Below are 25,471 nucleotides of genomic sequence, written 5' to 3'. Positions count from 1 at the left end.
AACGCCCCAGCTGTTCCATCCAAAAGGAACCGGTTTTGTCCAGTTAAAAACAAATGGAGGCTCTGCAATTCTGTTTGCTTTGCCGTAAGCTTCCAATCCGGTTCTCCAATCAGCAAAATAACCTACAAATACCTTTGGCGACTTCACTACTGAGCCAGAAATAGAACCGTGGATTGTTTTATCCCTGGTCACTTTCTCGTCTGTATATCCGCCCCAAATGCGCAGCTCAGATAGGTCATCACCAATTCCAAGTACCCCTGTTTTCCAAATCAAATGCTCTACAGAGCCTAATATTAAACCTTTCCTGCTATGGTTTTCATATACCGCACCAACTTCTGCACTTGTGTTTTCTACAGCCGCGGAGCCCATAGACTTTGCGTTGTAATGGATAAAAGTATCGTTATCAAAAGGAACAAAAAGCGTTCGGTTATCGCCTTTGGCCTGAATGCTTGCGCGATTAGAGATCAACGGAGCCATATAGTTACTCTTAACATTACTGCCTTTTAAAGAAACTTCGGTAAAAAAATAATCGTGACCAGGATAAACATAAAATATCTGCTCCATCTGCGGCAAGCCGCTTTTAGTTAAAATTATGGTGTATTTCTTACCAACTCCGAACTTATCTTTAACAGCTGTTTCCAAGTACTTAATCAGCTCATAATCCTTACTGCTTATAAATTGCTCCTTATTTTTAACAAGGGCATATGCATCTKYTMTTAYYWWYTYCKWRYTTRYMWWYAMCWSMTRWKTMCMWGWRYTTANATYANNTRTWMAAKWTMAGWTCSSRSTYSGTAAGRAATATTGAAAACCTGAGAATCATTACCTTTTCTATNAAANGAAAAACCTTTAACAGATGATACAAGCAATACAAGAGAGAAAATAAAGACGCGTCTGGGCATAATGGGGGATTAATTAATTAAAAAGTTTACTATTCTACAGGCAGTTCCATTGCTATTTTGGTTCTTTTCTGTGCTGATAGTAACTTTTAATACATGATCTGTATTGGCTAAATTGCTCCCAAATAAAACATACCATGGCAAATGTAAAGATTTACTCCATTGTGTAAACAAATCAAGTTGTTTTTCGCTGCCGTTATCAATTGAATAGCTAACAATACCGGCATCGGAGCCTGATACTATGGCCATTCCAATTGCAGTACCTTTAAATTTCAATGTAAAAGATGATCCTGCAACGGTACTGACCAGCATAGGCACCTTTACAAAACCCGGGCGGGTACCCAAGCCATCTTCTGGCGTCCAGCTCTTTACCAGTTCCCAGCCCTTTTTATTTTCGGCAGTTTCTATGCTAAGATACCTTCCACGGGTAAAACTTCCTTTATTTAATAAAGCAGGCAATTTAACCGTCTTTGGCTGCTTACCATTTAAGTTGGTAAAACTGGACAACAACAGGTCTTTTATTGCTTCAAAATACAATTCCTGACCAAATGATGATGGATGTAAGTCTTTAAAATCCTTTTCCCAGCTAAACTCATTATTTGCCAGTTTATCTCGTATTGCCTTAGCCAGGTTAATAGAAGACAATTGATAATGATCGGCAATTAGCTCATGGTTGGCTACCGAAGTAGGCACAATACCCGAATCGTACAATTTTGTCTTATCAGGATCGGCAAATGACATCATCACAATATCCATTAACGGGTTACTGGTTTTAGCGTGCCTAACAATGCCTTCAAGTGCCTGCACCTGAGTAACACTATCCGTTCCGTTAACCTGATCGTTCACTGCCGCCTCCAGAAACAGAAGATCTACTTTACCCGAATCCAGCACATCCCTGCTTAGTCTGAAGGTATGCGGCAAGCTTCCCAACGAAGGGATGCCAGCCGCAATAAAATGAAATTTTGTAACCGGGAAACGCTCTTTTAAATAAGCGCATACCTTATCTCGCCAGCCACTATTATAAGTTATAGAGCCACCCAAAAAAGCTACAGTAGCATTTTTCTTTACAGAAATAGCATTATAAGCGTTGGACAGGCCCTTTCTTTCTTTTATATACTTGCTAAATGGTAAGGCTTTAACCTGTGCAATAACTGAAGCACTACAAACTAAACCCACTAAAAAACACAGTACAAACTTTCTCATTTAAAAATCTATTTAGAATTAGAAGATCTTTGAATTTTTAAAGTCCACGCATATTTACCAGGTAACTCAGTTGGTAGTTTTACCACTGCCGATCCGTTACTTTTAGTCCATTCCAGCGGCTTGTTTACCCCAAGCATATAAACTTTTGAACCATCTTTTGGCTGCACAGCAGTTAAAACCACTTCGTTATTTTCAGCTTTGTTAAAGATCACGTAAGTAGTTTTACCATCCATGCTTTGCGTAAATCTGATATTGTCGCCTTGTTTATAGGTTTCTATACCTTTAGTGGCGTATATGGCTTGCTTGTTAATATCCAACCACTTGCCCATTTCTCCCAAACGCTCTACACTTGGTGCTGGAATCTCACCTTCGGCAGTAGGGCCAACATTTAACAGATAATTACCACCTTTAGCCGCTACATCAACAAGGTTATCGATAAGCACCTGTGCCGATTTCCAATTTTGATCGTACTTAGCAAAGCCCCAGTTGTTGTTAATTGTCATGCAGCTTTCCCAATAGTCCTGAGAATTGGTTTTTAAAATCTCTTGTTCTGGAGTTCCGAAATCACCGGCAGCATCCTGGTACTTATTCATACCTTCCATGCCTCCGCGCGCTTTACCGATGCGGTTATTTATCACCAAAGAAGGTTTAAGGTTACGCAGGTAATTGTAAAGGTCTTTTCCCTGCTCTTCAGTCCATTCTGGAATCCACTCTCCATCAAACCATAAAATGGTTGGATCGTATTTTTTGATCAATTCAGCTAGCTGAGGCTTTAAATACTCTTCTCTGTATTTATTGAAATCTGGTTTTACATCTGGCTTTTGCTTAGGGTTAGCATTGGGCTGATGCCAGTCCATAATAGAATGATACAATCCGAACTTAATTCCGGCAGCTTTACATGCATCAGAAAGTTCTTTTAAAATATCTCTTTTAAAAGGAGTGGCATCCATGATATCGTACTTGGTCACTTTACTATCCCAAAGACTAAAACCATCGTGGTGTTTAGAAGTAATAACGATGTATTTAGCCCCTGCAGATTTAGCGATCTCTACCCATTTTTTAGCATCAAACTTCTGTGGATCAAATTGAGCTGCATATTTTTCATATTCGGCAGTTGGAATGTTATGTGTTTCCATAATCCACTCTGCTCCTCCGCTTTTACCATTATATTCTCCGGCCGGAACTGCATATAAGCCCCAGTGGATAAACATGCCGAAAGTAGCAGCCTGCCACCATTGCATACGCTGGGTTTTAGCTGCTTCAGACTCTTTTAAATAATCTTTTTGTGCAAATACCGAAAACGACATAACCAATCCGATAATAAGCAAATTTAACTTTTTCATACATTAGTAATTTGGTTATAGCAAAGAAAAGGATATTGGATATTAATAATTCTATTATTATGTCAATTCATTAAGCAATTTTAGCATGTTATAGCAGAGAGATGAGGAGATTGGTGTTGTTTAAAGTGATCGTTATCCAACCACGTCAACCGCGCCAATATAAACACTATCACCCATTAATTTTCCATTGGCGGAGGCAAAGTTCATATAGCAATGCCCCCTATCTCCTTCAAAATCCGGAGGCAAGACAACCGCAGACCCAAGTGCATACCTGTCAATTTAGACTGTCTTTAAAACAAATACTTTGTGCTCAAAAAGTTAGAGCTATTACTATCAACAATTGCATTTATCAAATGCTTGTTGTTTTCATTTAGCTTAGTAGCAACTAACGACCTTATAGAAAACGACCTTAAAGCATCTACTACAGAAAGCGTACCCTCGGCACTGTCTTTTCTGCCGGTAAACGGAAATACATCCGGACCACGCTGACACTGGCAATTTACATTTACCCTGCTCACCTGGTTTACCAAAGGATCAATAAGTTCCGCTATTTCTTCATCATCGTTACTAAAAATACTTACCTGCTGGCCGTGTGTAGATTCGATAAGGTATTCAATAGTTTCTTCCAGATCGTCAAAAGGTACAACAGGTATAACCGGGCCAAACTGCTCCTCGGTATATAATTTCATGCCTTTTTTAACCGGATAAACAATTGCAGGGAACACAAACGACTCGTTTGTAGCGCCACCATTTTCATTTATCACATCAGCACCATTGGCTATTGCATCAGCAATACACTCCTGAATATAAGCAGGTTTGTGCTGTTCAGGTAAAGGAGTTAAAACCACGCCATGTTCCCAGGGCATCCCAAATTTAAGCTGTGCAACAGCTTCAGAAAGCTCCTTTAAAAACCCATCAGCAAGGCTACGATGTATAAATATAATTTTTAACGCAGTACATCTCTGTCCGTTAAAGGATAAAGATCCCAATACTGTTTCCTGTACCGCTAACTTAACATCAGCATTTGCGGTTATAATGGCTGCGTTTTTAGCATCCAAACCAAGTATTGCGCGTAAACGGTTTACCTTAGGATGGAGCTTTTTAAGCTCATTGGCAACTTTACTTGAACCAATAAGGGTTAACACATTTATATCGCCCGATTTCATCAGGTTAGGAATGATCTTATTACCGCGGCCATATATGGTGTTTACTACGCCTTTCGGAAAACAGTCTCTAAATGCTTCCAACAAAGGATAATGTAATAGAGTACCGTGTTTTGGTGGTTTAAATAATAAGGTATTGCCCATTATCAGGGCCGGAATTAAAGTTGTAAAAGTCTCGTTCAATGGATAATTGAAAGGCCCCATACATAAAACCACACCTAATGGCGAGCGTCTGATCTGTGCAACAATACCCTGTTCAATACTAAACTTAGACGACTGACGATCAAGGTCTTTTAATGCATCGATAGTTGCATAAATATACTCTACCGTACGGTCAAACTCTTTAACCGAATCTGCATGGGATTTACCAATCTCCCACATCAATAGCTTAACTACTTCGTTTTTCTTCTCAATAATTCTGTGCGTAAACTTCTCTACGCAGATAATCCGATCCGCAACGCTCATGGTAGGCCATTCGCCCCTTCCATTGTTATAAGCATTAACTGCAGCTTTTAGTGCTTCCGAAGCTTCTGCCTCATTACACAAAGGATACGTGCCAATTACTTTACGCTTTAATCCTGTTGAAGTTTTGATGCAAATTGGCGAAAGTACCTCATGTACTTCCCCGTTCCAGGAATGCATTTTTCCGTTACTTAAATATTCTCGTTGATGAACCTCTTCAGCTAGCCTGAATTCTTCAGGGATGTCGCGTTCCTCAACAAAAATCGAGTCAAGATGATCTTTAAAAGTCATTAATATATAGTTAGAGATTAAAATGGATTATGTTAAAGATCACTAATTACTTTGTATTTTGGAACTAATGCTTTCATTATTACCCAGGCCACAAGGTATGCAACAGCACAGATCGTAAACATAATTGTATAACCTGTTTCAATATGTCCTAAAGCCTTATAATGGTCAAATAACCCACCGCCTAGTTTGGTCATAACCACACCGCCAAGACCGCCCAGCATACCACCTATACCTACAACTGAACCAATTGCTTTTTTGGGAAACATATCGGAAACTGTAGTAAACAAATTTGCTGACCATGCCTGGTGTGCAGATGCACCAACACCAATTAACAATACAGGCATCCAGAAAGATATATGGCCCAAAGGCTGTGCAGCAAGCACCACAAGCGGAATTACTGCAATCATTAACATTGCTTTCATACGGCCGTCATATGGCTCATATCCCTTCTTAATAAAATACATTGGGAACCAGCCACCGCCAATACTTCCAACCATTGTCATACTATATAGTACCGCTAGAGGGAGCATAATCTGAGTATCCATCATGCCATACTGATCTTTCAAATAAGCAGGCAACCAGAACAGGAAGAACCACCAAACACCATCAGTCATGAATTTACCTACAGCAAAAGCCCAGGTTTGTCTGTATGTAAGTAGTTTAAACCACGATACTTTTGTTTCTTCAGCTACACCTTCACTATTGATAACTCTGGTATCAACATCATCTGCTTTGATATAAGCAAGCTCTTCGGCCGAAAGTCTTTTTTGTTCTTCCGGTTTTTCATAATATTTATACCAAAATATAAGCCACAAGAAGCCTATTGCACCTATAAATAAAAAGGCGGCTTCCCAGCCCCATTTTGCTGCAATAAACGGAACACTTAAAGGCGCTAACACGGCACCAATATTGGTACCTCCGTTAAAAAATCCGGTAGCAAAAGATCTTTCCTTTTTAGGGAAATACTCTGCAGTAGCTTTAATTGCAGCCGGAAAATTCCCAGCCTCGCCAAATCCTAATACGGCTCTGGCAACCATAAAACCTACAATAGAAACAGAGGCCACGCCAATACCCATAAAGCCAAGTACTGTAGAGATACTTTGACCTATTGGAATAGCGAAGGCGTGTATAACTGCACCTACCGACCAAATAATGATGGCCCAGGCATATCCTTTTTTAGTTCCAAGTTTGTCGATTATCCGCCCTGCAAAAAGCATCGATATAGCGTAAACAAATTGAAAAACAGAAGCAATGTTTGCATAATCGCTGTTGCTCCAGCCAAAAATCTCTTCTAGATGTGGTTTAAGTAAGCTTAACACCTGTCGATCAAGATAATTCACAGTAGTTGCGAAAAATAATAATGCACAGATAGTCCACCTGTAATTACCTACTTTTTTTTCGTTCATTATATTTGGTTTAGTATTTGGTTGGGTTGTTGTTTTTATTTTGTTTTGGCTAGTGCTTCTGTAATGCCAAAGGTTTTTATGTTGTTATAATTTTCTTCTACTGTTTTAATAAAATCTTTAAGGCTCGATAGGTCGGTTTCCCATAACTGCTGATCTGATAATACTGAGCTTACATACTCAGCTTCGTCTAACTTGCTTTTTTCATAGAAATAAGCAGTCTGATCATCGGTAATCAAGTATTCCTTACCTTCGTGTTGCCCAAAGTACTGATTTTCTTCCTTTTTTTGAGTTCTCATGAAACATAAGAATGCAGCAAAGCCGAAAGCAATACTTGATGGAACCTTATTAAATAGCTTGTAATATTGAGTTAAAACAGGTAATATCCTTATTTTCATTTTCATGGTATACTGAAAAGTGATATTGATCCACAAATGTTTAATGTATGGATTTGCAAACCTATCCAGAACAGCTGCCGAAAAAACCATGGCCTCATCGCCGGGAACTTCATATGGTATTGCAGGTACAATTTCCGATTGCATTACCTTTGTAATATAGCTCTTTATGGCCTGATCATTCATCGCATTTGTTACCGTATCGATACCAGATAAATAGGCTATTCCAGATGATAAGGTATGCGAGCCGTTTAATAATCGTACTTTTAATTCCCTGTATATTTCTATATCAGGTTTTACAATTACACCTTTATCAACTTCTCTAAAGCTCAGTAACTTAGCTACCTTTTCATCGCCTTCTATAGCCCATAAACGGTAAGGTTCAGCCATGATCAGTAGGTTATCGCTGTAACCTAACTGTTCCTCAAGCTTCTCTAAAGTAGCATCATCAGGTTTTCCGGGAACAATCCTATCAACCAATGAATTGCAGAAATGAGCATGTGCTTTAAGCCAGCTTACAAATTCAGGTTCAAGCTTATTAAATTCTGCCAGTTCAAATACAATTGATTCTAATTTCTTTCCATTTTCAGGGATTAGTTCTGTAGCTATAATCACAACATCCGCTGCATTGCTATCTCCAAGCGCTTTATAACGTGCATAAAGCACAGCTAATAGCTTTGCTGGAAAAGAAACCGGAGGGGCTAAATCTATACTTTCTTTTAGCAAGATAATGCCCACCTCGGTTGTATTGGAAACAACCACCTGTAAAGCAGGGTCTTGTCCGATTTTTAATATCTCGCTCCATTCCTTATCGGCCGATAATACCCTGCTAATAGATGAAGAAATGATATTCTCTTTAACAGTTTGTCCGTTCTCCAGCCCTCTTACACAAATTGTATATAAACCATTTTGCTCAGTAAAATCGTTAAGATCACCTTTACTGGTTGATTTAACGACAGCCACCCTGCCATTAAATACGCCTTTTCGGTTGGCTTTATCAATAAAATAATCTGGAAGCCCGCGTAATAAAACACCGGTTCCAAACTGTAATACCTTTTCAGGAAGATCTAGTAATGTGTTATCTGGAATGATAACGTTTTCATTTTTTATGGTCTTTAAAATATTTTTAGAAATAGTCATGTTGAAATTTCGCTCTGTCTAAAACAATTCTACATAAATATTATAAAGAATGAATGTTTTAAGAGGAAATTATTTACGCAATCGTTATCGTTACAATCTGTTACAATTGCTGCTAAATCTGTAAGAAATTTAAAATGTGCGCTAACCAAAAAGATCACTGCTCAAATAGCGGTCGCCCCTATCACATGCAATAAATACAATTAGTCCCGATTCCAGTTCTTCGGCCAATCTTAATGAACAGGCAAGTGCACCGCCGGTACTCATACCTGCAAATATACCTTCTACTTTGGCAAGTTTACGTGCAAATTCTGTGGCTTCCTGCTGAGAAACATCCATTACCCTATCTACCCTGCTCGGATCAAAGATCTTTGGCAGATAAGCTTCTGGCCATCTTCTGATTCCGGGAATCGACGATTCTTCAGTTGGCTGGCAACCTACGATCTGTATATCGGGGTTCTGCTCTTTTAAGAACATGGAATTCCCCATAATACTGCCGGTTGTGCCCATGGAGCTTACAAAGTGGGTAATCTGCTGATTGGTATCTTTCCAGATCTCAGGACCGGTGGTTTTATAATGAGCCAGGTAGTTATCTGGATTAGAAAACTGGTTTAATAAGAAATAACCCGGCTGTGCGCCTTTCTCCTCTGCATAATCCCTGCATACTTCAATAGATTCCAGCAAAGTAACCTTTGCCCCGTATGCTTCCATAGTTAGGGTACGTTCGCGTGTTGAATTAGAAGGCATTACCAGCTCAATTTCCAGATCATAAATAGACGCAATCATGGCTAAGGCAATACCTGTATTTCCGCTTGTGGCTTCAATCAGTTTTGTCCCTTTTTTAATGTCTCCGCGATCCATTGCACTGCGGATCATGTTTAATGCTGCCCTGTCTTTTACACTACCTCCGGGATTGTTCCCTTCTAGCTTGGCAAAAATTTTAACGTTCGGATTAGTATGTAACCTCTGAATTTCTACAAGTGGTGTGTTTCCAACAAACTCAACAATATTTCCCATTATTAAACTACGCTTTACTCTGATTTACAATTTTATTAAAGACTGAATTTTTAAGGTTGCTTTGTTTCGATAACCTTAACTGCCGACTGATGATATACGGTTGAATGTGGAGGCACACTTTTAGTTAACCAAACGTTTCCACCTATAATACAATCGTGCCCGATAATCGTATCGCCACCTAAAATGGTTGCGCCCGAATAAATAATTACATGATCTTCTATTGTTGGGTGCCTTTTAATGCCCACCATATACTTCTCTACGCTTAATGCCCCGAGGGTTACTCCCTGATATAGCTTTACATAATTCCCTATAACGGTAGTTTCTCCAATAACCAGACCTGTACCGTGGTCAATATAAAGATACTCGCCTATTACCGCACCGGGGTGAATATCTATACCGGTAATGGAATGTGCATATTCGGTAAGGATTCTGGGTACAATAGGAATTTCGGCTTGTAACAACGCATGCGCAATTCTATACAATGCAATTGCAAGGAAACCGGGGTAACTTCTGATGATTTCAAACTCACTTTTAGCAGCCGGATCGCCCTCCAGAATTGCAGAAATATCTGTATTCATTCTTCTGTACAACTCCGGTACACTCTCAAAAATCTTTCTGGCTATCGCTTCATTATCGCTATGTTCGCAGGCTTTAGTGGCATTTAATATTCTTACCAGCTCTTTTTCTTGTTTTAAAAAGAAACGCTTAATCTCATTAATTGAATAATCCGGCGAGGTTAAACGCTCTGGATACAACAAATTCATTAAATTCATTGCCCATTCAGCAACTTCCTGATTGGATGGCACAGCCTCAATTTGAAGCTGTTTGTTATATATATGAAGATAAAATTCCTCGTTCATTTTAAGAGTGATGTTTGATTTTAGTGTAAAGAAATGAAATTAATCACAATCCTGCTAATTTCATAGTTTAAGTGATTAAAAACCGACAAACTCCCATGCGCTTATGTAGGCATTACATTGTTCAGCATAGCTGATAAAATCAGAATAAAATGCTGATCTGGAGAGTGTAGCACTATCACCAATAACAACCAGTTTCTTTCTGGCCCTTGTCATGGCCACGTTCATCCTTCTGGTATCGGCCAAAAATCCTATTGCACCATCTGTATTGCTTCTGGTTAAGCCAATGTAAACGATGTCTCGCTCCTGCCCCTGGAAACTATCAATGGTATTAATACTGATTTTACTCCTGTACACCATTAGTTCTTCAGATCCTGTGATCAGGTCATTAAGTATGGCAATCTGTTGTTTATATGGAGAGATAATGGCTATTGTAGGAAAGCCGGCAACCGTAGAATGGTCATTCAGTTTGGCAACCAGATGCGTTAAATGTTTCAATAAAAACACAGCCTCTTCGGGGTTGGTGGTACTGGTTCCTTCCAGTTTCTCGTCAAAACCGCAACCTGCGGTATCTATAAATTCTAGTGGAGATTCTTCAGCAAACAGCAGCCTGCCTGCGACGTTGGGATGTGCGGTTAATTTATTGTTATAGAATACTGAAGATGGGTAGCCCATGATCTGTCTATTCATTCTATACTGCTCCTCTAACAAAACAACAGCTTCTGGGTGCATTACCGTACATTTTTCCATTAAGGTATTGCTTAGGCCATCTTTTGCCGCCTGTGTAGATTTAATGGTTGGTGGCAGCTGACAATGATCGCCGGCCAGCACTACCTTTTCTGCCTTTAATATTGGTACCCAGCAAGCAGGTTCCAAAGCTTGTCCGGCTTCATCAATCACAACAGTTTTATACCTAACCTCTCTAACGGTGTAATGGTTGGCGCCAATTAAGGTAGCAGTAATGACCTGGGCTTTTGCTACAACATCATCAATAATATATTGCTCTGCATTGTTCACCTCTTTCATGATCTTGTGCGCCTCATTAAACAGCGCTTTGCGTTGTTGCTGCTCTGCACGACCGAAATTGCGCTTATACTTATGAGCCATATTCTTGTACTCATTGGCCTGTTTTTTAAGCGATCGCAAGTCTTTGGTTGCACTATGTTCAGCAACTTTACTATCCATGGTTAAGGACGCCAAACGTTCAGAAACCCTTGCCGGATTACCTACACGCAATACATTCAGTCCCTCCTCGGCAAGCTTTTCACTTAGCAAGTCTACCGCTGTGTTGCTTGGTGCAACAACCAGTACTTTCTGACCATCTTTAGCAATTAAAGCTTTAATGGCTTGCACAAGCGTGGTTGTTTTACCTGTTCCCGGCGGGCCATGAACTATAGCCAGCTCCTGCGCCTGCAAGATCTTGTTAACTGCTTTTTGCTGAACAGGGTTTAACTTGGGGATAACAATGTTTGTTAAACTGGTATCAAACGTAGGTGCCTTTTGCCCTGTTAATACATCTGTTAAAACCGAATCTGCAGCTTTCTCTTTTGGTTTCTGCGCTTGTTTAAGCGCATTCTGCATTTCATTATAGCTATTGTCGTCAAACAACAGATCTATACCCAATTTACCATCACTGGCCCAATCAGGTAGTTCTTCTGTTAGCAGTGTTATTTTTAGCTTGTTTCCGCTCTGATGGGTAATTGTTCCTTCGACCCTGTCATTTTTAGGATCGTGATTAGAGAACAAAATTGCCGACGCACCAAACCTAAGCTGGTGCGAAATATCATGATGGGTAGTACGTTCAACCTCAACAGTAAGGTAATCGCCCCTACCCGTTTCAGAACCACGAATAGCAATGGGATACCATGTTAATCCATTTTCACGACGGTCAGCTACTGAGGCCGATGCTGTCAATCGCAGGTAAGAATCAAGATCTTCCTGTCGCTCAATTTTAAGTAAATCGAGGAGCTTTTTAAAATACTCCATTATAAAAGCACAAGCTGTTCGTGCAGCTTATTAAGCGTTTCCATTGCATCCTTACAAAATCCGGGATGTACTTTTGATGCCTGCACAACAGTACTTCGTGTAGCAGTAAGCCATCTAAAGCGCGAGGCCGAATCCAATTTACCAATTGGGCCACTATCCTTTTCTCCTGCACAAATGCGCTCAAAAGCAATAAGATTGGCTTTTAGCACATCACAGTCCAGATCAGCCTTAAACACCTCTAGCCTGCTTTCATCTAAAGAAGTCAGCGCTTTTAAAAATTTTTGTTTTGCACAATACAGCACCACACCCACATTAATGAATTCTTCGCGTTCAACCCTTGGAACCACACGAATAACGGCGTACTCAAATAAGTGACTCTCTTGCATTTTGTGCTTCTTTTACAAAAACCTCTGAATTAACAACCCTTGAAATCAAGAATTGACTATAAACCTGTCTGCGTTCTTCTGTAGTTTCCTGACCGGATTCATCTATCAGCCACTGATCCGGAATCAATGATACAACCGAGTTAATCAGTTCGTTAGTTAGGATTGTCTTAAACGCTGCATCAACTTCCTCTAGCTCGCTTGCCTGAGGCAGCAATACATGATCCTTAACTAGTGCAAACGGCCTTACAGCCTGTTCTTCCCAGTTTTGCATTGAATGATGGAAGTATAAAGATGCGCCATGGTCTATCAGCCACAACTCTTTATGCCAGATCAGCATATTGGTGTTGCGTACTGTACGATCCATATTGGTTAATAAACAATCTAACCATACAATTTGTGATGCTAATTTGGCATCAACAGTAGTAACCGTTGGATCGAAAGTTATTGCTCCCGAAAGATAGTGCAAAGCTAAATTTAAGCCGATACTGGCTTTAAGCAGGTCTTGAATCTCTTCATCAGGTTCGGTACGACCAAAGGCCTCGTCTAAATTTGCAAAAACTATTTCGGGCACTTTAAATCCAAGTGCCCTGGCAATTTCGCCTCCAATAATTTCTGCAATAAGGGCTTTAATACCCTGCCCGGCACCCCGAAACTTTAATACATATAGAAATTCGTCGTCGGCCTCGGCAATGGCAGGCATGGAGCCTCCTTCGCGCAAAGGGGTTACATATCGAATTACATTAACAGTCCTCAATTGAGGATGGATTTTATTCATGCCACGAAATTACTGTTTTTTAATAAAAACAGCACCATTCGAATCATTGTCAACATCGCCCCTTACCACAGCTTTTATACTAAAGGCCGCTCCTGTTTCGTAAGCATCAACTTTAAATTTATATTGATTATTTTCCTCGCTAGATCCAGTATAGCCTTCATGAACATCCTCTGCTATCTTAACACCGTTTTTATAAAGCTCAACGGATTTGATCTCTAAACGCGAATGACCTTCTGTATACCAAAATGAAAGTACATACTCGCCGTTTTCATTGATCTTTCCGGTTGCATTGATTTCAAAAGTTCCAAAGTCTTTTCCTTTTACTGATGATGGTTTCCACTCGGCAACCAATTGACCGTACTTTTTAAACTTGTCGTATTTCTCAGGAAAATAAAGCGGAAGCGAGTATTGATTGCGGTTTACCACAGTAATTGCACTAAAATTAGATAATTTAGGAACAGTAACTGCCTGTGTATAAACCGGAGAATATACGTTTGCACGGGTTCCATCTGTAGTATATCTGATCTCTGCGCCTTGTACATCACTTTCCAGTTTTATGGTAAAGCCGTTTGTAACTTTTTCATTGCTGATCAATTTAGGCAGAGGCACACGATAGCCATAACCTGCGTTGTCGTAACGTTTGTAATGCGTTCTTATCCTGTTTTCGAAATCAGGCCAGGCTTGTTTTTCATGCGGTGTCCAGCAAACTTCTGCCAAGGCCGACATTCTTGGGAAAGTTAAGTATTCAAAATATTTTTCTGAACGATCTTCGTTGATCGCTGCAATTTCCTGAAGCACCGTACCGTGAATAAACTGATCTGACCATAGTGTTGCCTCTGCTCCTAATATCTGCGGACGGTATTTAGGATCCAAACCTTCGAGCATCGGGTTTAACTGGTAAGCTTTTTCTAAGGAGATTGGCTGCAACCATGTTGCCGCTTTAACCTCGCCCGGGATGTTGCTCTCTGCAACGTCAAAATAGCAATAGCCCGTTAATGCCATTACTGAATAATGCCCGGCTTCTGAGGCTTTAAAGGCTTTTTTCTGATCATGCCAGATCATCCCGACAGCTTTATCTTTTAAACCGTCTTCAATAATTTCGTCCCAGCCAACAATGGTTTTACCATATCCTTTTACCATTTTCTGGATGCGCTGGTTAAAATAAACCTGCATCTCTTTTTCTGTCTGAACACCAAGCTCTTTCTTTCTTTTTTGGCAATGCGGGCAGGTTTTCCAACGGTCATATTGAGCTTCATCGCCACCTATATGGATGTATTTAGAAGGAAACAACGCAAAGGTTTCTTTAAACACATCGGCCAGAAAATCAAAAGTAGATTCTTTACCAACGCAGTAAATCTCTTTGCTAATAGAATGCTGGGTTTGAACCGTATATTGTTCACCAGTACAGCACAAATCTGGATAAGCAGCTATCGAAGCTAAAGCATGGGCCGGTACTTCGATCTCCGGAATAACATCTACGTTTCTGGCAGTAGCATAGGCTACTATTTCTTTAATATCTTCCTGGGTGTAATAGCCGCCAGTACGTTCTGCACCCTCACCTCGCCATGCACCTACAGAAGTCAGCTTTGGATATTTTTTAATTTCTAAGCGCCATCCGGCATCGTCTGTAAGGTGGAAATGTAAAACGTTCATTTTATACATCGCCATCATGTCGATAAACTTAAGCACGAAATGCTTTCCGAAGAAATAACGGGCAACATCAAGCATCATTCCCCTCCATTCGTAAGAAGGTGCATCTGCAATCTCTGCCCCTTTAATTTTCCAAATGGTTTTTCTTTGAAGTTGTTTGTTATAAATCTCTGCAGGCAGCATCTGTAACAGGGTTTGTGTACCGTAAAAAACGCCAACATGGCTAGTACCCTCAATGGTTATTACATCGTTTTTAACGCTTAATTTATAGCTTTCTTTATTTAGCGCATCGGTTTTGGCTAGTGGAGTACCTCCTTTGTTAACCTTTAGCACGATTATATTTTTTGCAGCTTTTTGCTGATCTGAAACTTCGAAATCAAAACCTGTTGCAGGCGATAATGCTGCATAAAGTAGTTCTGCCTGTTGTTTTAAGCCCTTCTCGTAATATATTTTTGTTTGACCGTTAAGTGTAAATGAGGCTCCATTTTCTTTTACACTTGATGGAAGAGGGATAATATTGAACTGAGCATACATGGATAGTGAACTGATTAGCAGTACGCCGAGCATCACCCATTTGGTTAGTCTGGTCTTCATGGTAATATTTAGTTTAGGTTGTGTGTTTAGGTTCAGGAACCAGCTTGATATTGAAAGCAATTAGTCCCCTTAACACAATGTTAATCAATTATTTTAAGAGAAAATAATGAGGATTTTAGCGAAAAGGCAAACAAACGTTTGCATAAGTTAATGCAACCGTTTGCGTAAAAAACAAATAAAAATAGAGGATGTTTTCACATCCTCTATTTTGAACTTTTCGGTCATCGCAATGATCGCTATTCGCAGTCTTTAAAAGTGGCAAACCGTGCCCTTAAAATAGAAATGTATGGTTTAACTTCATCTGGTTCCTTTCCATACTCAAAAGTAACCTTATGTTTTTTATCTCCATATTCTATCTGAATCCATTCGGCACCGCCATCGGCGCAGTCCGGACAACCATAAGACTCTTTTAACTGATTAAAAACACTTAGATCAATACTATCGGCAAGTTTAGACCAATCCGCTTCTGCCATCTCACCTGTACATACTTTTGGAACTGCATTCGGTTTGTTTTCGTATTTCTTTAACTCCATTTTTGCATTTGAAATAAATAGCTGGCTGTTGCAATAACCCACACACATGCCAAACGATGTTCCGTAGCTGATTTTCAATTTATCCTGGTCTGTTTTCTTTTCACAGCCGCTAAACATGGCAGCAACTGTAAGAAAGCAGAAAAGGATCAATAGTTTTAATGGTTTGGTTCTCATAATTATCTCATTAGTTTTAACCTATACCAATATTTACGAACAAACGCTACACCATTAAAAAATTTAAACCAATCCGGGAACAGCAACCATCTCGTCAGTATCTTTTGTATAATCGATACCGTCAACATCAAAGCCGAACAGGTTTAAGAAATCTCTCTTATAACCGGCAAGGTCACCGATTTTAGGTAGTGTTTCTTCAGTTGCCTGGGCCCAAAGCGCTGCAACTTCGCCTTGTACATCGCTATCCATTTCTAAATCATCTACACGGATTCTGCCCTGCTCATCGGTAGCGATACCATCTTTATTGTATAAACGCTCAGCGAATAAACGTTGCATCTGCTCAATACATCCTTCGTGCGTACCGTTCTCTTTCATGATTTTATAAAGCAGCGAAATGTATAAAGGAATAACCGGTATAGCAGAACTTGCCTGAGTAACCAGTGCTTTGTTTACAGAAACAAATGCTTTTCCATTAATGTCTTTCAGCTTGTCAGATATAGCAAAGGCTGTAGCTTCCAAATGATCCTTCGCTCTGCCAATCGTTCCTTTGCGATAAACCGCTTCAGTAACTGCAGGGCCGATGTATGAATAGGCAACTGTAATAGCTTCTGGAGCCAACAAATTTGCAGCTTTTAATTCATCAATCCACATACCCCAATCTTCGCCACCCATAACGGCAACAGTATTTTCTATTTCCTCTTCATTTGCCGGTGCAATCGAAACCTCAGAAACTATTCCGGTATGGAAATCGACAGTCTTGTTGGTAAATGTGGTCCCACCAATTGGTTTTAAAACCGAATTATGAACTACACCGGTTACTGGATGAATTCTTTTAGGAGATGCCAGACTATAGACTACAAGATCAATTTGTCCTAGATCAGCTTTGATCAGGTCAATTACTTTTTGTTTTATTTCAGTAGAAAAGGCATCGCCATTTACGCTTTTAGCATATAAACCGGCTTTTTGAGCCTGTTCTTCAAATGCAGCAGTGTTATACCATCCCGGTGAAGCCGTTTTACCCGGTGCAGGTGGTTTTTCAAAATAAACACCAACGGTGGCAGCGCCAGATCCAAACGCGCTTGTTATTCTTGATGCTAATCCAAATCCTGTAGAGGCACCAATTACAAGAACCTTTTTAGGGCCTTCAATTTCACCTTTTGACTTTACATAGTTGATCTGGTTTATTACATTTTGCTCGCATCCTTTTGGATGTGCCGTAAGGCAAATAAACCCGCGCATTCTAGGTTCTATAATCATAAATCTATTTTTCTTTTGATTGACAATATTAAGGTTTTTTTGCATTACCTATATGGGTTTACCTGAATACCCACTGATTAACTGATATTTAATCTTCAAATGAAGATATATTAAAAGGTTCATAAGGATTAGAGCCATGCCATAAAACACGTCTTCTACAGGAATGGTCAGAATTCTAGCCCCTATAATCTGAGCCTGGTTATACCACACTACAGGTTCCTCGAGCCCGGTCCCGGTAAGCATTCCATTCACAATGACAAAGGGAATTAGCAGTATACCATAGATCAGGTAAAACTTTGATAACCAACTCACTTTAAGTACATATTTTGCGAAGGAAATGAGTATGGCCAAACCTATAAAAGTTACCATACTATAAATCTTATCGTTCAACAAAATACCCGTTGTTGTAAAGACGATGATCAACAAAGTAGTTAACACTAACTCCATTCTTTGAGGTAAAGTTCTTTCTATCCATAGGTCAAGGCAATGGTAGGTAAAAACGCAAGAATAAGGAATGCAAAAGAAAAAAAGGATTTCTTCGACAGGCATATTCCCTATTGTTAATCCAATAAGATACCTTGAGTTAAAGCCCCAGACTCCTAAGCTGGTAAAGTATACATCCCACAATATAAAAATGATACCGGTTATTATTACTGCCGGGAAAAAGGCTTTCCAGGTTTTATAAAAATTCAGCTTCGGATGAAATGAAAATATAAATGGAATGATGATGGTGAAAAAATCAATAAGTAAATAGGTATACTTCATGATGTTGTTCTTTTACTGCTGAAAAAATATTTGAAGGGCACCCAGAGCATACCAAAGCATTCTCCCCGCTCTTTAGTAAGGTGTTTATGGTGCATTTTATGTGCTCTTCTAATGGCCTTAAAGTACCAATGTTCTGAATTTCTAAATATCTTGAAGCGCTGATGAATAAAAATGTCGTGAACAAAAAAATATGCTGCACCATATAGCGTTATTCCAATACCGATCCAAAAAGCTACGGATACACCGTAAAAGGATCCTAATGCTAGGCAAATTATACCTGGTATTGCGAAAATCAGGAAGAAGAAATCGTTCCTTTCCAGAAAACCATCATGGTCTTTATGATGATGATMWTWRYRYANTRAMMWGMRCARKMCATGCATGATATACTTATGTGTAAACCAGGCTACCCCTTCCATCGCAATAAAAGTTCCCGTTGCCACTAGAAAATTCAGAAGCCAGCTGTTCATTCTACTAAAATAAATCTGTTATAATAATCCATAATCTGATTAAAACAAATCTTTAACCATTCGGTATAAATTTCGGGATGTTTTGAGATATCCTGCGCTAAAGTCTCCATATCCATATACCTGAATGCCGCCACCTCTGTTTGATCAGGCTGAGGTATTGCATCGCTTATGCCAAAGAATACGTGATCAAATTCGTTCTCCGAAATTCCGTTGGCCAATTCTGCATGGTAGGTAAAATTGAAACCGTAGTTGAGTACACACTCCATTCCCATTTCCTCTTTTAGCCTGCGATTAGCGGCATCAATGCTTTGCTCCCCCAGGCGCTGATGACTACAGCAAGTGTTGGTCCATTTCCCACCCGAGTGATATTTATCCTCCGCTCTTTGCTGCAAGAGCAATTGGCCATCACTATTGAATACAAACACAGAAAACGCCCTATGAAGCCTTCCCTTAAGATGCGCCTCCATTTTAGGCATTGTTCCAATAATGTTGTCATGCTCATCCACAAGAATTACGTTTTCACGCTGTATTTCGTTTTCTATCATCTTATATCTTTTTCAGTTCTTCTGAAGAACAATATTTAGAATTAAACAAGTATTCTTTCACTTTTTGTTTAAGTTCAGCGTCATTTATTTTGTTTACCTGACCTATCAAAAAAACTTTATCTCCCTTTATATGATCCTTATATCCCAGGAAACCCGGAAGATTTGTTTGAATGCAAAACCTTAAAAACCTGATTTCAACGTGATCAGGGTTGGTCTTTACCGCATGTTCAATTAACTTTCTTCCGTTTTTAAATTTACTTAGTTTATTAAACGGATTTATTAAATATTTAGCTTCCATCATTTCAGATACGCCTTTATAACACACCAGAATTGAGGGAGAACCGGTGTTGACGGTTTTAAGCATTCCGGAAAGTCTGAAAGCAGATTCCTTATTTTCGGCCGCTCTGTAATACAAATTTCGTAATTCAGACAAATTCAGTTCGTCAGCCACACTGATTTTACATGGCAAAAATGAAATAAAAATCATAAATAACATAAAAACCCTCATAAAGCATTTAATTTATATCTGATGATTGAATCGCACATTAAACCAATTTTATGACCGGTGGAAATTCTTATCCGTTCAGACATTACGCACTCAGCAGTAGTTCTTTTTATTTTATGAAATAATTCCCTATAGTAAATATAGGCAAGATAAACTCCTCTTCTTGAAGAAGAAGGCAATTGTTTGATCCCCACAAGAGCAGCCTTAAACTCATTCTCGATATCCTCTTCGATCATTTTTTTATCAGCATTTGAAAAACTGGAAAGATTTACACCCGGAAAATACGTTCGGCTAAGGTTATTATAATCGGCCTTAACATCCCTTAAAAAATTAACTTTCTGAAAAGCAGATCCCAATTTCATAGCAGATTCTTTAAGCCTGTTATACTCATTATCATCACCTTCTGTAAAAACCTTTAGGCACATTAATCCAACTACCTGTGCCGAACCTAAAATGTATTCGTCATATTTTTCCTGCGTATAGGTATTCTGTTCCAGATCCATTTCCATACTTTTTAGAAACAGATCGATCAGGTTATCGGTAATCTGATATTGATTAACAGTTTGCTGAAATGAATTCAAAACAGGATTCATACTTATCCCGGCCCCAATCGCTTCGAAACAATCCCGTCTGAATTTTTCAAGCAACCTTTTTTTATCATAGTTGTGAAAACTATCGACGATTTCATCGGCCAGGCGAACAAAGCCATAAATAGCATAAATGTGTTTCCTTAGTTTTTTACTTAAAAAATAAATGCCAAGTGAAAAACTTGTACTATATCTCTGAGTAGTTATTTTACTGCACTCTGCAGATAGTTTATCAAAAATCTCTTTCATAATCAGTGATTAAAGTACTTAACAAGTTGCCCGGCGGCTACATTACCAGAAATAATTGATGGTGGAACACCAGGGCCGGGAACGGTTAACTGTCCGGCATAAAAAAGATTGTCTATTTTATTATTCTTAAGTGAGGGTTTTAAGTTGGCTGTTTGCATTAAGGTATTTGCCAATCCATATGCATTGCCTTTATAGGAGTTGTAATCGGCTATAAAATCAGAAACACAATAACTTTTCTTGTAATCAAGATGCTCTCTTATAGGATTACCAGTATATTTTTCCAGGCGATTAAGGATCAATCCGAAGTATTTTTCCCTTAGTATTTCACCATCTTCCAGTCCCGGTGCAAGGGGCATCAGGATGAACAAATTCTCATGTCCCTCTGGCGCCAGTCCGGTTTCTGTTTTTGAAGGGCAACAAACATAAAAAAGAGGCTTTGAAGGCCATGCGGGCTGTTTATAGATTTCTAAAGCATGCTGTTTCAGGTCTTCATCAAAAAATAAAGTGTGGTGCTTTAATTTGTCTATCCTGCGATTTATACCTATATAAAATATCAGACATGAAGGAGCTAAGACACGTTTATCCCAATAAGCATTACTATAATTTCGGTATTGGTGACCAAGGAGTTTTTCTTCGATATGATGATAATCCCCGGCAGCAATAATACCGTCATACGTCTTTCTTTCATCTTTAAGACCTATTTCAGTAATCAATCTGTTATGAACGGTGAGATCCACTATTGGCTTACTGAAATAAAAATTAACGCCCTGCCTTTCAGCCACTGTTTTCATAGCCTTTATAACACTGGAAAAACCTCCCTTAGGGTACCATGTTCCCAACTTTAAACCGGCGTAGTTCATTAGACTATACAGTGCCGGGGTATCCTGGGGCATTGCACCTAAAAAAAGTACCGGAAACTCCATCAAAGCAATCAATTTAGGGTGCTTAAAAAACTTTTTTACATGTTTACTGAAGGAAGTAAATACCTGAAGCTTAAATACTCCTTTCATCAGATCAACATCCGCAAATTCAGTTAAGGACAAACCTGGTTTATACACTAGTTTTTCCATTCCTACCTTGTATTTAAATTCTGCTTCTGTTAAAAACTGATCGAGCTTCAGGGCACTCCCGGGTTCAATTGATTCAAACAAATTCCTTATACCTTCGTAATCTGAAGGGATATCGACCACCTCATTTTCGCTATAAACGATAGAAAAACCAGGATCTAAGGCTTCGAGCTCATAAAAATCGCTGGATGTATAACCAAAATCATTAAAAAACTTTTCAAAAACATCGGGCATCCAATACCAGCTCGGGCCCATATCGAATAAATAACCATTTTCGGTAATCAGCTGTCTGGCCCGCCCTCCTAACTGTTCGTTCTTTTCATAAACATCGACATTATACCCAGCCTTGGCCATATACGCGGCAGCACTTAACCCCGCAAAGCCTGAGCCTATGACAGCAATTTTGGAACTATGATCATTTGGTTTAGCTGGCATGTTTTATAGCTTTAATTGTTTCTTCGAATGCTTCAATCGATTGAATAGCGCTAACATTCCTCTTGAGCGTTAACTCAGGAATAAGCTTACTATTTCCAGCGATATGTATTTTGGTTTGTTGAAAGTGTTCAGTCAGCTGATCTAGGTATTCATTTGCGTTGGTAACCGGCCTCGAGCGTACCAAAAAGAGCAGCATATGATCAACCTCATTGTGAAGCATTGCATCCTTAAGAGATTCAAACGGCACCCTTCCACCGAGGAAGATCACCTTTTGACCGTAACTTCTAAGAATATAATTTGCAAACAGCAAACCAATGTCATGGTCTTCATCCTCAGGTAAAAATAATAGCCAGGTAGATTTTGTTTTGGCCTTTAACGGAATTTGATTAATGGCAGCAAATATTTTTTGCCTGATGATATTGGATAAAAAATGCTCCTGAGCCGGACAAATGTTGTCCCTTCGCCACATGAGTCCGAGTCTAACAAGCAGCGGATAGATAACATTCTTGTAAGCAAATGATAAACCGTAATCGGCTATACATTTTGAAATTAACCCGTCAAATTCCCTTTCATTGTATGCAAGGCCAAAGGCAAGCAATTGTGATATATAGAATTCGCAATTTGAATCCGGGGAAACAGTATTGTCGATTTCCTGTTTTAACAAGCTGTCGATTTCCTGCTCGGAAAGTGCACATACTTGAGATATTTTTAAACCAGACTGGCTAAGACTCACTATGTTCAATAATTTCCGAAGTTGGTCATCATCATAAAAACGTGTATTTCCAGCCGAACGCATCGGGGTAAGCGCATTGTATCTACTTTCCCATATTCTAATGGTATGCGTCTGTACACCAGAAAGTTGTTCAAGTTCAGAGATAGAATACATTCTTATTTGTCTAAATAAATTTAAAATTATCTAGACAAACATACTAAAAGTTATGATTGTTTTCAACACACTTTATTTATGATTTTGATATGAATAAAAGAACATGCATTTTTATTTACATGAAACCTAGACCATTAATTCTTTTTTTCTGCTTAATATTGTCCTGCTTTCCATTTTTAATATCTGCCAGGGGTATTCTGCAGCCAAACACATTAACCTGTGAATACGCCAATAATCCGCTGGGCGTTACATCCCAAACACCTAAGCTAAGCTGGCTGATCGCCTCATCACGCAGAAATACACATCAAGCCGCATGGCAGGTGCTTGTCACCGATAATTTGACTGATCTGAATAAAAATGTTGGAAACATATGGGATTCTAAAAAGATAAAATCCAATCAATCCATACAGGTCTCCTACAAGGGAAAGGTTTTATTGCCTGCAAAAACCTATTATTGGAAAGTTAAGATATGGGACAATTATGGAAATGTATCGTCATGGAGCAAAACCGCATTATGGCAAATGGGTCTGATAAAAAAAGAGGATTGGAAGGGTGCCAGATGGATTGCTTATGAGCAGATGCCTGAAGCAGAACGCATTGTTCCGGCTGTACATTTGAGAGGAGATTTTCTGCCCAAGAATGACATCCTTCCTCTTTTGAGGAAAGAATTCCTGGTAAAGGGCAAATTAAAAAAAGCCACTGCATTTATTTCAGGGCTTGGACACTTTGACCTAAGCCTTAATGGCGTAAAAGTAGGTGATCATATGCTGGATGCCGGATGGACACAATATGACAAACATGCGCTATATGTAACGTTTGACATAACAGATCAGCTCAAAAAAGGGGAAAATGCTTTAGGAGTAATATTGGGCAATGGCTTCTATTTTATACCAAGAGATGATCGATACAGAAAACTCACAGGGGCTTATGGATTCCCTAAGTTAATTTGCAGGGTTTTATTAGAGTATAGTGATGGCAGTACCGAAAATATTGTTAGTGATGAGCAATGGAAGACTTCTCCATCACCAATAACCACCACCAGTATTTATGGCGGCGAGGATTACAATGCCTCCCTTGAACAGAATAACTGGGACAAGACAGGGTTTGATGATGCGAAATGGAGAAAGGCCGTTGTAGTAAGTGGTCCTCCTGTTTTAAACTCGCAAACGGCAGAGCCTGTAAAGCTATTTGAAACCTTTACTCCTGTTAAAATATCAAATCCTAAGCCTGGCACATGGGTTTACGACATGGGTCAAAATGCTTCGGCAATCCCTGCAATGGAGACCAATGGCAAAAAGGGTGCGGTAGTACGGATTACTCCTGCTGAACTGTTAAATCCGGATGGAACTGTTAACCAATCTGCATCCGGGGTGCCGCATTATTATGATTATACTCTAAAAGGAGATGGAAATGAGAAATGGCAGCCGCGCTTTACTTACTATGGCTTTAGATATTTGCAGGTTGAAGGGGCTGTTCCGGAAAAAGAAGAAAACCCGAACAATTTGCCTGTATTAACCTCTTTAAGAAGCCTACACCTGAGAAATGCCGCAGAAAATATTGGCAATTTCAATTCATCAAATGAATTGTTTAACAAGACTTTTAAATTAATAGACTGGGCAATTAAAAGTAATATGGTGAGCGTTTTTACAGATTGTCCGCACCGTGAAAAATTAGGGTGGCTTGAAGAGGCTCACCTTATGGGTGGATCGGTACAGTACAACTATAACGTAGCATCGCTGTGCAGAAAGATAATCAGAGATATGATAGCAGCACAAACAGCTGATGGATTGATTCCGGATATTGCACCTGAGTACACACATTTTGATGGTGGCTTCCGTGACTCACCTGAATGGGGAAGTAGTGGTGTGATCTTACCTTGGTATGTTTACAAATGGTATGGCGATAAGGATGTGCTTGAAGAAAGCTATCCGATGATGCAAAAATATATCGCTTATCTGGGCACAAAAGCGACTAACCATATGCTTGACCATGGTTTGGGCGACTGGTTTGACATAGGGCCTAACTCGCCAGGCGAAGCGCAACTTACTCCAAAGAAATTTACCGCTACCGCTATTTATTATTATGATATTGAAATCATTAGTAAAGTTGCGAAGCTGCTTGGTAAAACGGAAGACTCCAAGAAATATAGCGATTTGGCTTTAGCGGTTAAAAATGCCTTCAACACTACTTTCTTTAATAAACAAACCAAACAATATTCAACCGGAAGTCAAACAGCCTATGCGATGGCAGCTTATATGAATCTGGTAGAACCTGAATATAAAGAGGCGGTTATAGCTAATCTGGTGAAGGAGATTAAAGGAAGAAAAAACAGTCTTACAGCTGGCGATATTGGCTACCGCTATGTACTTAAGGTGTTAGACGATGCTGGTCGTTCGGATGTAATTTACGATATGAACAGCAGCTCGGATGTACCAGGTTATGG

General features: G+C 39.4%; 20 protein-coding genes. 1 reads left to right on the top strand and 19 read right to left on the bottom strand.

Features of this window, described 5'->3' with window-relative positions; genetic code table 11:
* Window positions 1-908: 908 nt before the first annotated feature.
* The 19 genes from N824_RS11300 to N824_RS11205 all read right to left on the bottom strand — a co-directional run bounded on the left by N824_RS11300 (window position 909) and on the right by N824_RS11205 (window position 23,028).
* On the bottom strand, window positions 909-2,099 hold the full coding sequence (locus N824_RS11300) for an SGNH/GDSL hydrolase family protein (protein ID WP_052334116.1): 1,191 nt from the start codon (window positions 2,097-2,099) through the stop codon (window positions 909-911).
* Window positions 2,100-2,107: 8 nt separating this feature from the next.
* A complete protein-coding gene (locus tag N824_RS11295) occupies window positions 2,108-3,442 on the bottom strand; it encodes an alpha-L-fucosidase (protein WP_052334115.1) in 1,335 nt (444 codons plus the stop codon).
* A 290-nt stretch (window positions 3,443-3,732) separates the two neighbouring features.
* Complete coding sequence (locus N824_RS11290) at window positions 3,733-5,358, bottom strand: NADP-dependent glyceraldehyde-3-phosphate dehydrogenase (RefSeq protein WP_048905269.1); 1,626 nt, start codon at window positions 5,356-5,358, stop codon at window positions 3,733-3,735.
* A 32-nt stretch (window positions 5,359-5,390) separates the two neighbouring features.
* Window positions 5,391-6,764 carry an MFS transporter gene (locus tag N824_RS11285; protein WP_048905268.1) on the bottom strand — a complete coding sequence of 458 codons (1,374 nt, stop codon included), beginning with the start codon at window positions 6,762-6,764 and terminating at the stop codon, window positions 5,391-5,393.
* Between the two features lie 35 nt (window positions 6,765-6,799).
* Window positions 6,800-8,296 (bottom strand): tagaturonate reductase, encoded by a 1,497-nt coding sequence (locus tag N824_RS11280; protein WP_048905267.1) that lies wholly within the window; start codon window positions 8,294-8,296, stop codon window positions 6,800-6,802.
* Window positions 8,297-8,437: 141 nt separating this feature from the next.
* Window positions 8,438-9,310 carry a cysteine synthase CysM gene (gene cysM / locus N824_RS11275; RefSeq protein WP_048905266.1) on the bottom strand — a complete coding sequence of 291 codons (873 nt, stop codon included), beginning with the start codon at window positions 9,308-9,310 and terminating at the stop codon, window positions 8,438-8,440.
* 50 nt (window positions 9,311-9,360) lie between these two features.
* Entirely contained in the window at window positions 9,361-10,170 is an 810-nt protein-coding gene (gene epsC / locus N824_RS11270) for a serine O-acetyltransferase EpsC (RefSeq protein WP_200869866.1), read from the bottom strand.
* 75 nt (window positions 10,171-10,245) lie between these two features.
* Window positions 10,246-12,153: an AAA domain-containing protein gene (locus N824_RS11265; protein WP_048905264.1), complete on the bottom strand. Its 1,908-nt coding sequence runs from the start codon at window positions 12,151-12,153 to the stop codon at window positions 10,246-10,248.
* Window positions 12,153-12,539 carry a DUF3037 domain-containing protein gene (locus N824_RS11260; RefSeq protein WP_048905263.1) on the bottom strand — a complete coding sequence of 129 codons (387 nt, stop codon included), beginning with the start codon at window positions 12,537-12,539 and terminating at the stop codon, window positions 12,153-12,155. The genes N824_RS11265 and N824_RS11260 overlap by 1 nt, the downstream gene beginning before the upstream one ends.
* On the bottom strand, window positions 12,517-13,314 hold the full coding sequence (locus N824_RS11255) for a HipA family kinase (RefSeq protein WP_048905262.1): 798 nt from the start codon (window positions 13,312-13,314) through the stop codon (window positions 12,517-12,519). The genes N824_RS11260 and N824_RS11255 overlap by 23 nt, the downstream gene beginning before the upstream one ends.
* Window positions 13,315-13,323: 9 nt before the next feature.
* Entirely contained in the window at window positions 13,324-15,558 is a 2,235-nt protein-coding gene (locus tag N824_RS11250; RefSeq protein WP_048905261.1) for a beta-N-acetylhexosaminidase, read from the bottom strand.
* Window positions 15,559-15,794: 236 nt separating this feature from the next.
* Window positions 15,795-16,265, bottom strand: a complete 471-nt coding sequence (locus N824_RS11245) for a hypothetical protein (protein ID WP_048905260.1) — start codon at window positions 16,263-16,265, stop codon at window positions 15,795-15,797.
* A 63-nt stretch (window positions 16,266-16,328) separates the two neighbouring features.
* A complete protein-coding gene (gene fabV, locus N824_RS11240; RefSeq protein ID WP_048905318.1) occupies window positions 16,329-17,522 on the bottom strand; it encodes an enoyl-ACP reductase FabV in 1,194 nt (397 codons plus the stop codon).
* Between the two features lie 48 nt (window positions 17,523-17,570).
* The gene (locus N824_RS11235; protein ID WP_048905259.1) at window positions 17,571-18,287 is read right to left on the bottom strand and encodes a lycopene cyclase domain-containing protein; all 717 of its coding nucleotides are present in this window, start codon (window positions 18,285-18,287) and stop codon (window positions 17,571-17,573) included.
* Window positions 18,288-18,750: 463 nt separating this feature from the next.
* On the bottom strand, window positions 18,751-19,299 hold the full coding sequence (gene idi / locus N824_RS11225; protein ID WP_048905257.1) for an isopentenyl-diphosphate Delta-isomerase: 549 nt from the start codon (window positions 19,297-19,299) through the stop codon (window positions 18,751-18,753).
* Between the two features lies 1 nt (window position 19,300).
* Window positions 19,301-19,750 (bottom strand): hypothetical protein, encoded by a 450-nt coding sequence (locus tag N824_RS11220; protein ID WP_161662298.1) that lies wholly within the window; start codon window positions 19,748-19,750, stop codon window positions 19,301-19,303.
* A 53-nt stretch (window positions 19,751-19,803) separates the two neighbouring features.
* Window positions 19,804-20,640: a phytoene/squalene synthase family protein gene (locus N824_RS11215; protein ID WP_048905255.1), complete on the bottom strand. Its 837-nt coding sequence runs from the start codon at window positions 20,638-20,640 to the stop codon at window positions 19,804-19,806.
* A gap of 2 nt (window positions 20,641-20,642) precedes the next feature.
* Window positions 20,643-22,142, bottom strand: a complete 1,500-nt coding sequence (locus N824_RS11210) for an NAD(P)/FAD-dependent oxidoreductase (protein ID WP_048905254.1) — start codon at window positions 22,140-22,142, stop codon at window positions 20,643-20,645.
* The gene (locus N824_RS11205) at window positions 22,132-23,028 is read right to left on the bottom strand and encodes a MerR family transcriptional regulator (protein WP_048905253.1); all 897 of its coding nucleotides are present in this window, start codon (window positions 23,026-23,028) and stop codon (window positions 22,132-22,134) included. The genes N824_RS11210 and N824_RS11205 overlap by 11 nt, the downstream gene beginning before the upstream one ends.
* A gap of 119 nt (window positions 23,029-23,147) precedes the next feature.
* Here N824_RS11205 and N824_RS11200 point away from each other — a divergent pair.
* Window positions 23,148-25,471, top strand: a 2,324-nt coding sequence (locus tag N824_RS11200; protein WP_048905252.1) for a family 78 glycoside hydrolase catalytic domain, incomplete at its 3' end; no start/stop codon positions are given.

Origin of the sequence: Pedobacter sp. V48 (assembly GCF_000523515.1) — a bacterium.
Taxonomy (GTDB): domain Bacteria; phylum Bacteroidota; class Bacteroidia; order Sphingobacteriales; family Sphingobacteriaceae; genus Pedobacter.
This window is presented reverse-complemented; position numbering and strand designations above follow the sequence as displayed.

Excerpts from the sequence above, each read along its gene's own strand:
- N824_RS11235 (WP_048905259.1), bottom strand. The coding sequence starts at position 18,287 with ATGAAGTATACCTATTTACTTATTGATTTTTTCACCATCATCATTCCA.
- N824_RS11295 (WP_052334115.1), bottom strand. The coding sequence starts at position 3,442 with ATGAAAAAGTTAAATTTGCTTATTATCGGATTGGTTATGTCGTTTTCG.
- epsC (WP_200869866.1), bottom strand. The coding sequence starts at position 10,170 with ATGAACGAGGAATTTTATCTTCATATATATAACAAACAGCTTCAAATT.
- idi (WP_048905257.1), bottom strand. The coding sequence starts at position 19,299 with ATGATAGAAAACGAAATACAGCGTGAAAACGTAATTCTTGTGGATGAG.
- N824_RS11245 (WP_048905260.1), bottom strand. The coding sequence starts at position 16,265 with ATGAGAACCAAACCATTAAAACTATTGATCCTTTTCTGCTTTCTTACA.
- N824_RS11205 (WP_048905253.1), bottom strand. The coding sequence starts at position 23,028 with ATGTATTCTATCTCTGAACTTGAACAACTTTCTGGTGTACAGACGCAT.
- N824_RS11210 (WP_048905254.1), bottom strand. The coding sequence starts at position 22,142 with ATGCCAGCTAAACCAAATGATCATAGTTCCAAAATTGCTGTCATAGGC.
- N824_RS11255 (WP_048905262.1), bottom strand. The coding sequence starts at position 13,314 with ATGAATAAAATCCATCCTCAATTGAGGACTGTTAATGTAATTCGATAT.
- fabV (WP_048905318.1), bottom strand. The coding sequence starts at position 17,522 with ATGATTATAGAACCTAGAATGCGCGGGTTTATTTGCCTTACGGCACAT.
- N824_RS11285 (WP_048905268.1), bottom strand. The coding sequence starts at position 6,764 with ATGAACGAAAAAAAAGTAGGTAATTACAGGTGGACTATCTGTGCATTA.
- N824_RS11290 (WP_048905269.1), bottom strand. The coding sequence starts at position 5,358 with ATGACTTTTAAAGATCATCTTGACTCGATTTTTGTTGAGGAACGCGAC.
- N824_RS11250 (WP_048905261.1), bottom strand. The coding sequence starts at position 15,558 with ATGAAGACCAGACTAACCAAATGGGTGATGCTCGGCGTACTGCTAATC.
- N824_RS11265 (WP_048905264.1), bottom strand. The coding sequence starts at position 12,153 with ATGGAGTATTTTAAAAAGCTCCTCGATTTACTTAAAATTGAGCGACAG.
- cysM (WP_048905266.1), bottom strand. The coding sequence starts at position 9,310 with ATGGGAAATATTGTTGAGTTTGTTGGAAACACACCACTTGTAGAAATT.
- N824_RS11215 (WP_048905255.1), bottom strand. The coding sequence starts at position 20,640 with ATGAAAGAGATTTTTGATAAACTATCTGCAGAGTGCAGTAAAATAACT.
- N824_RS11280 (WP_048905267.1), bottom strand. The coding sequence starts at position 8,296 with ATGACTATTTCTAAAAATATTTTAAAGACCATAAAAAATGAAAACGTT.
- N824_RS11300 (WP_052334116.1), bottom strand. The coding sequence starts at position 2,099 with ATGAGAAAGTTTGTACTGTGTTTTTTAGTGGGTTTAGTTTGTAGTGCT.
- N824_RS11260 (WP_048905263.1), bottom strand. The coding sequence starts at position 12,539 with ATGCAAGAGAGTCACTTATTTGAGTACGCCGTTATTCGTGTGGTTCCA.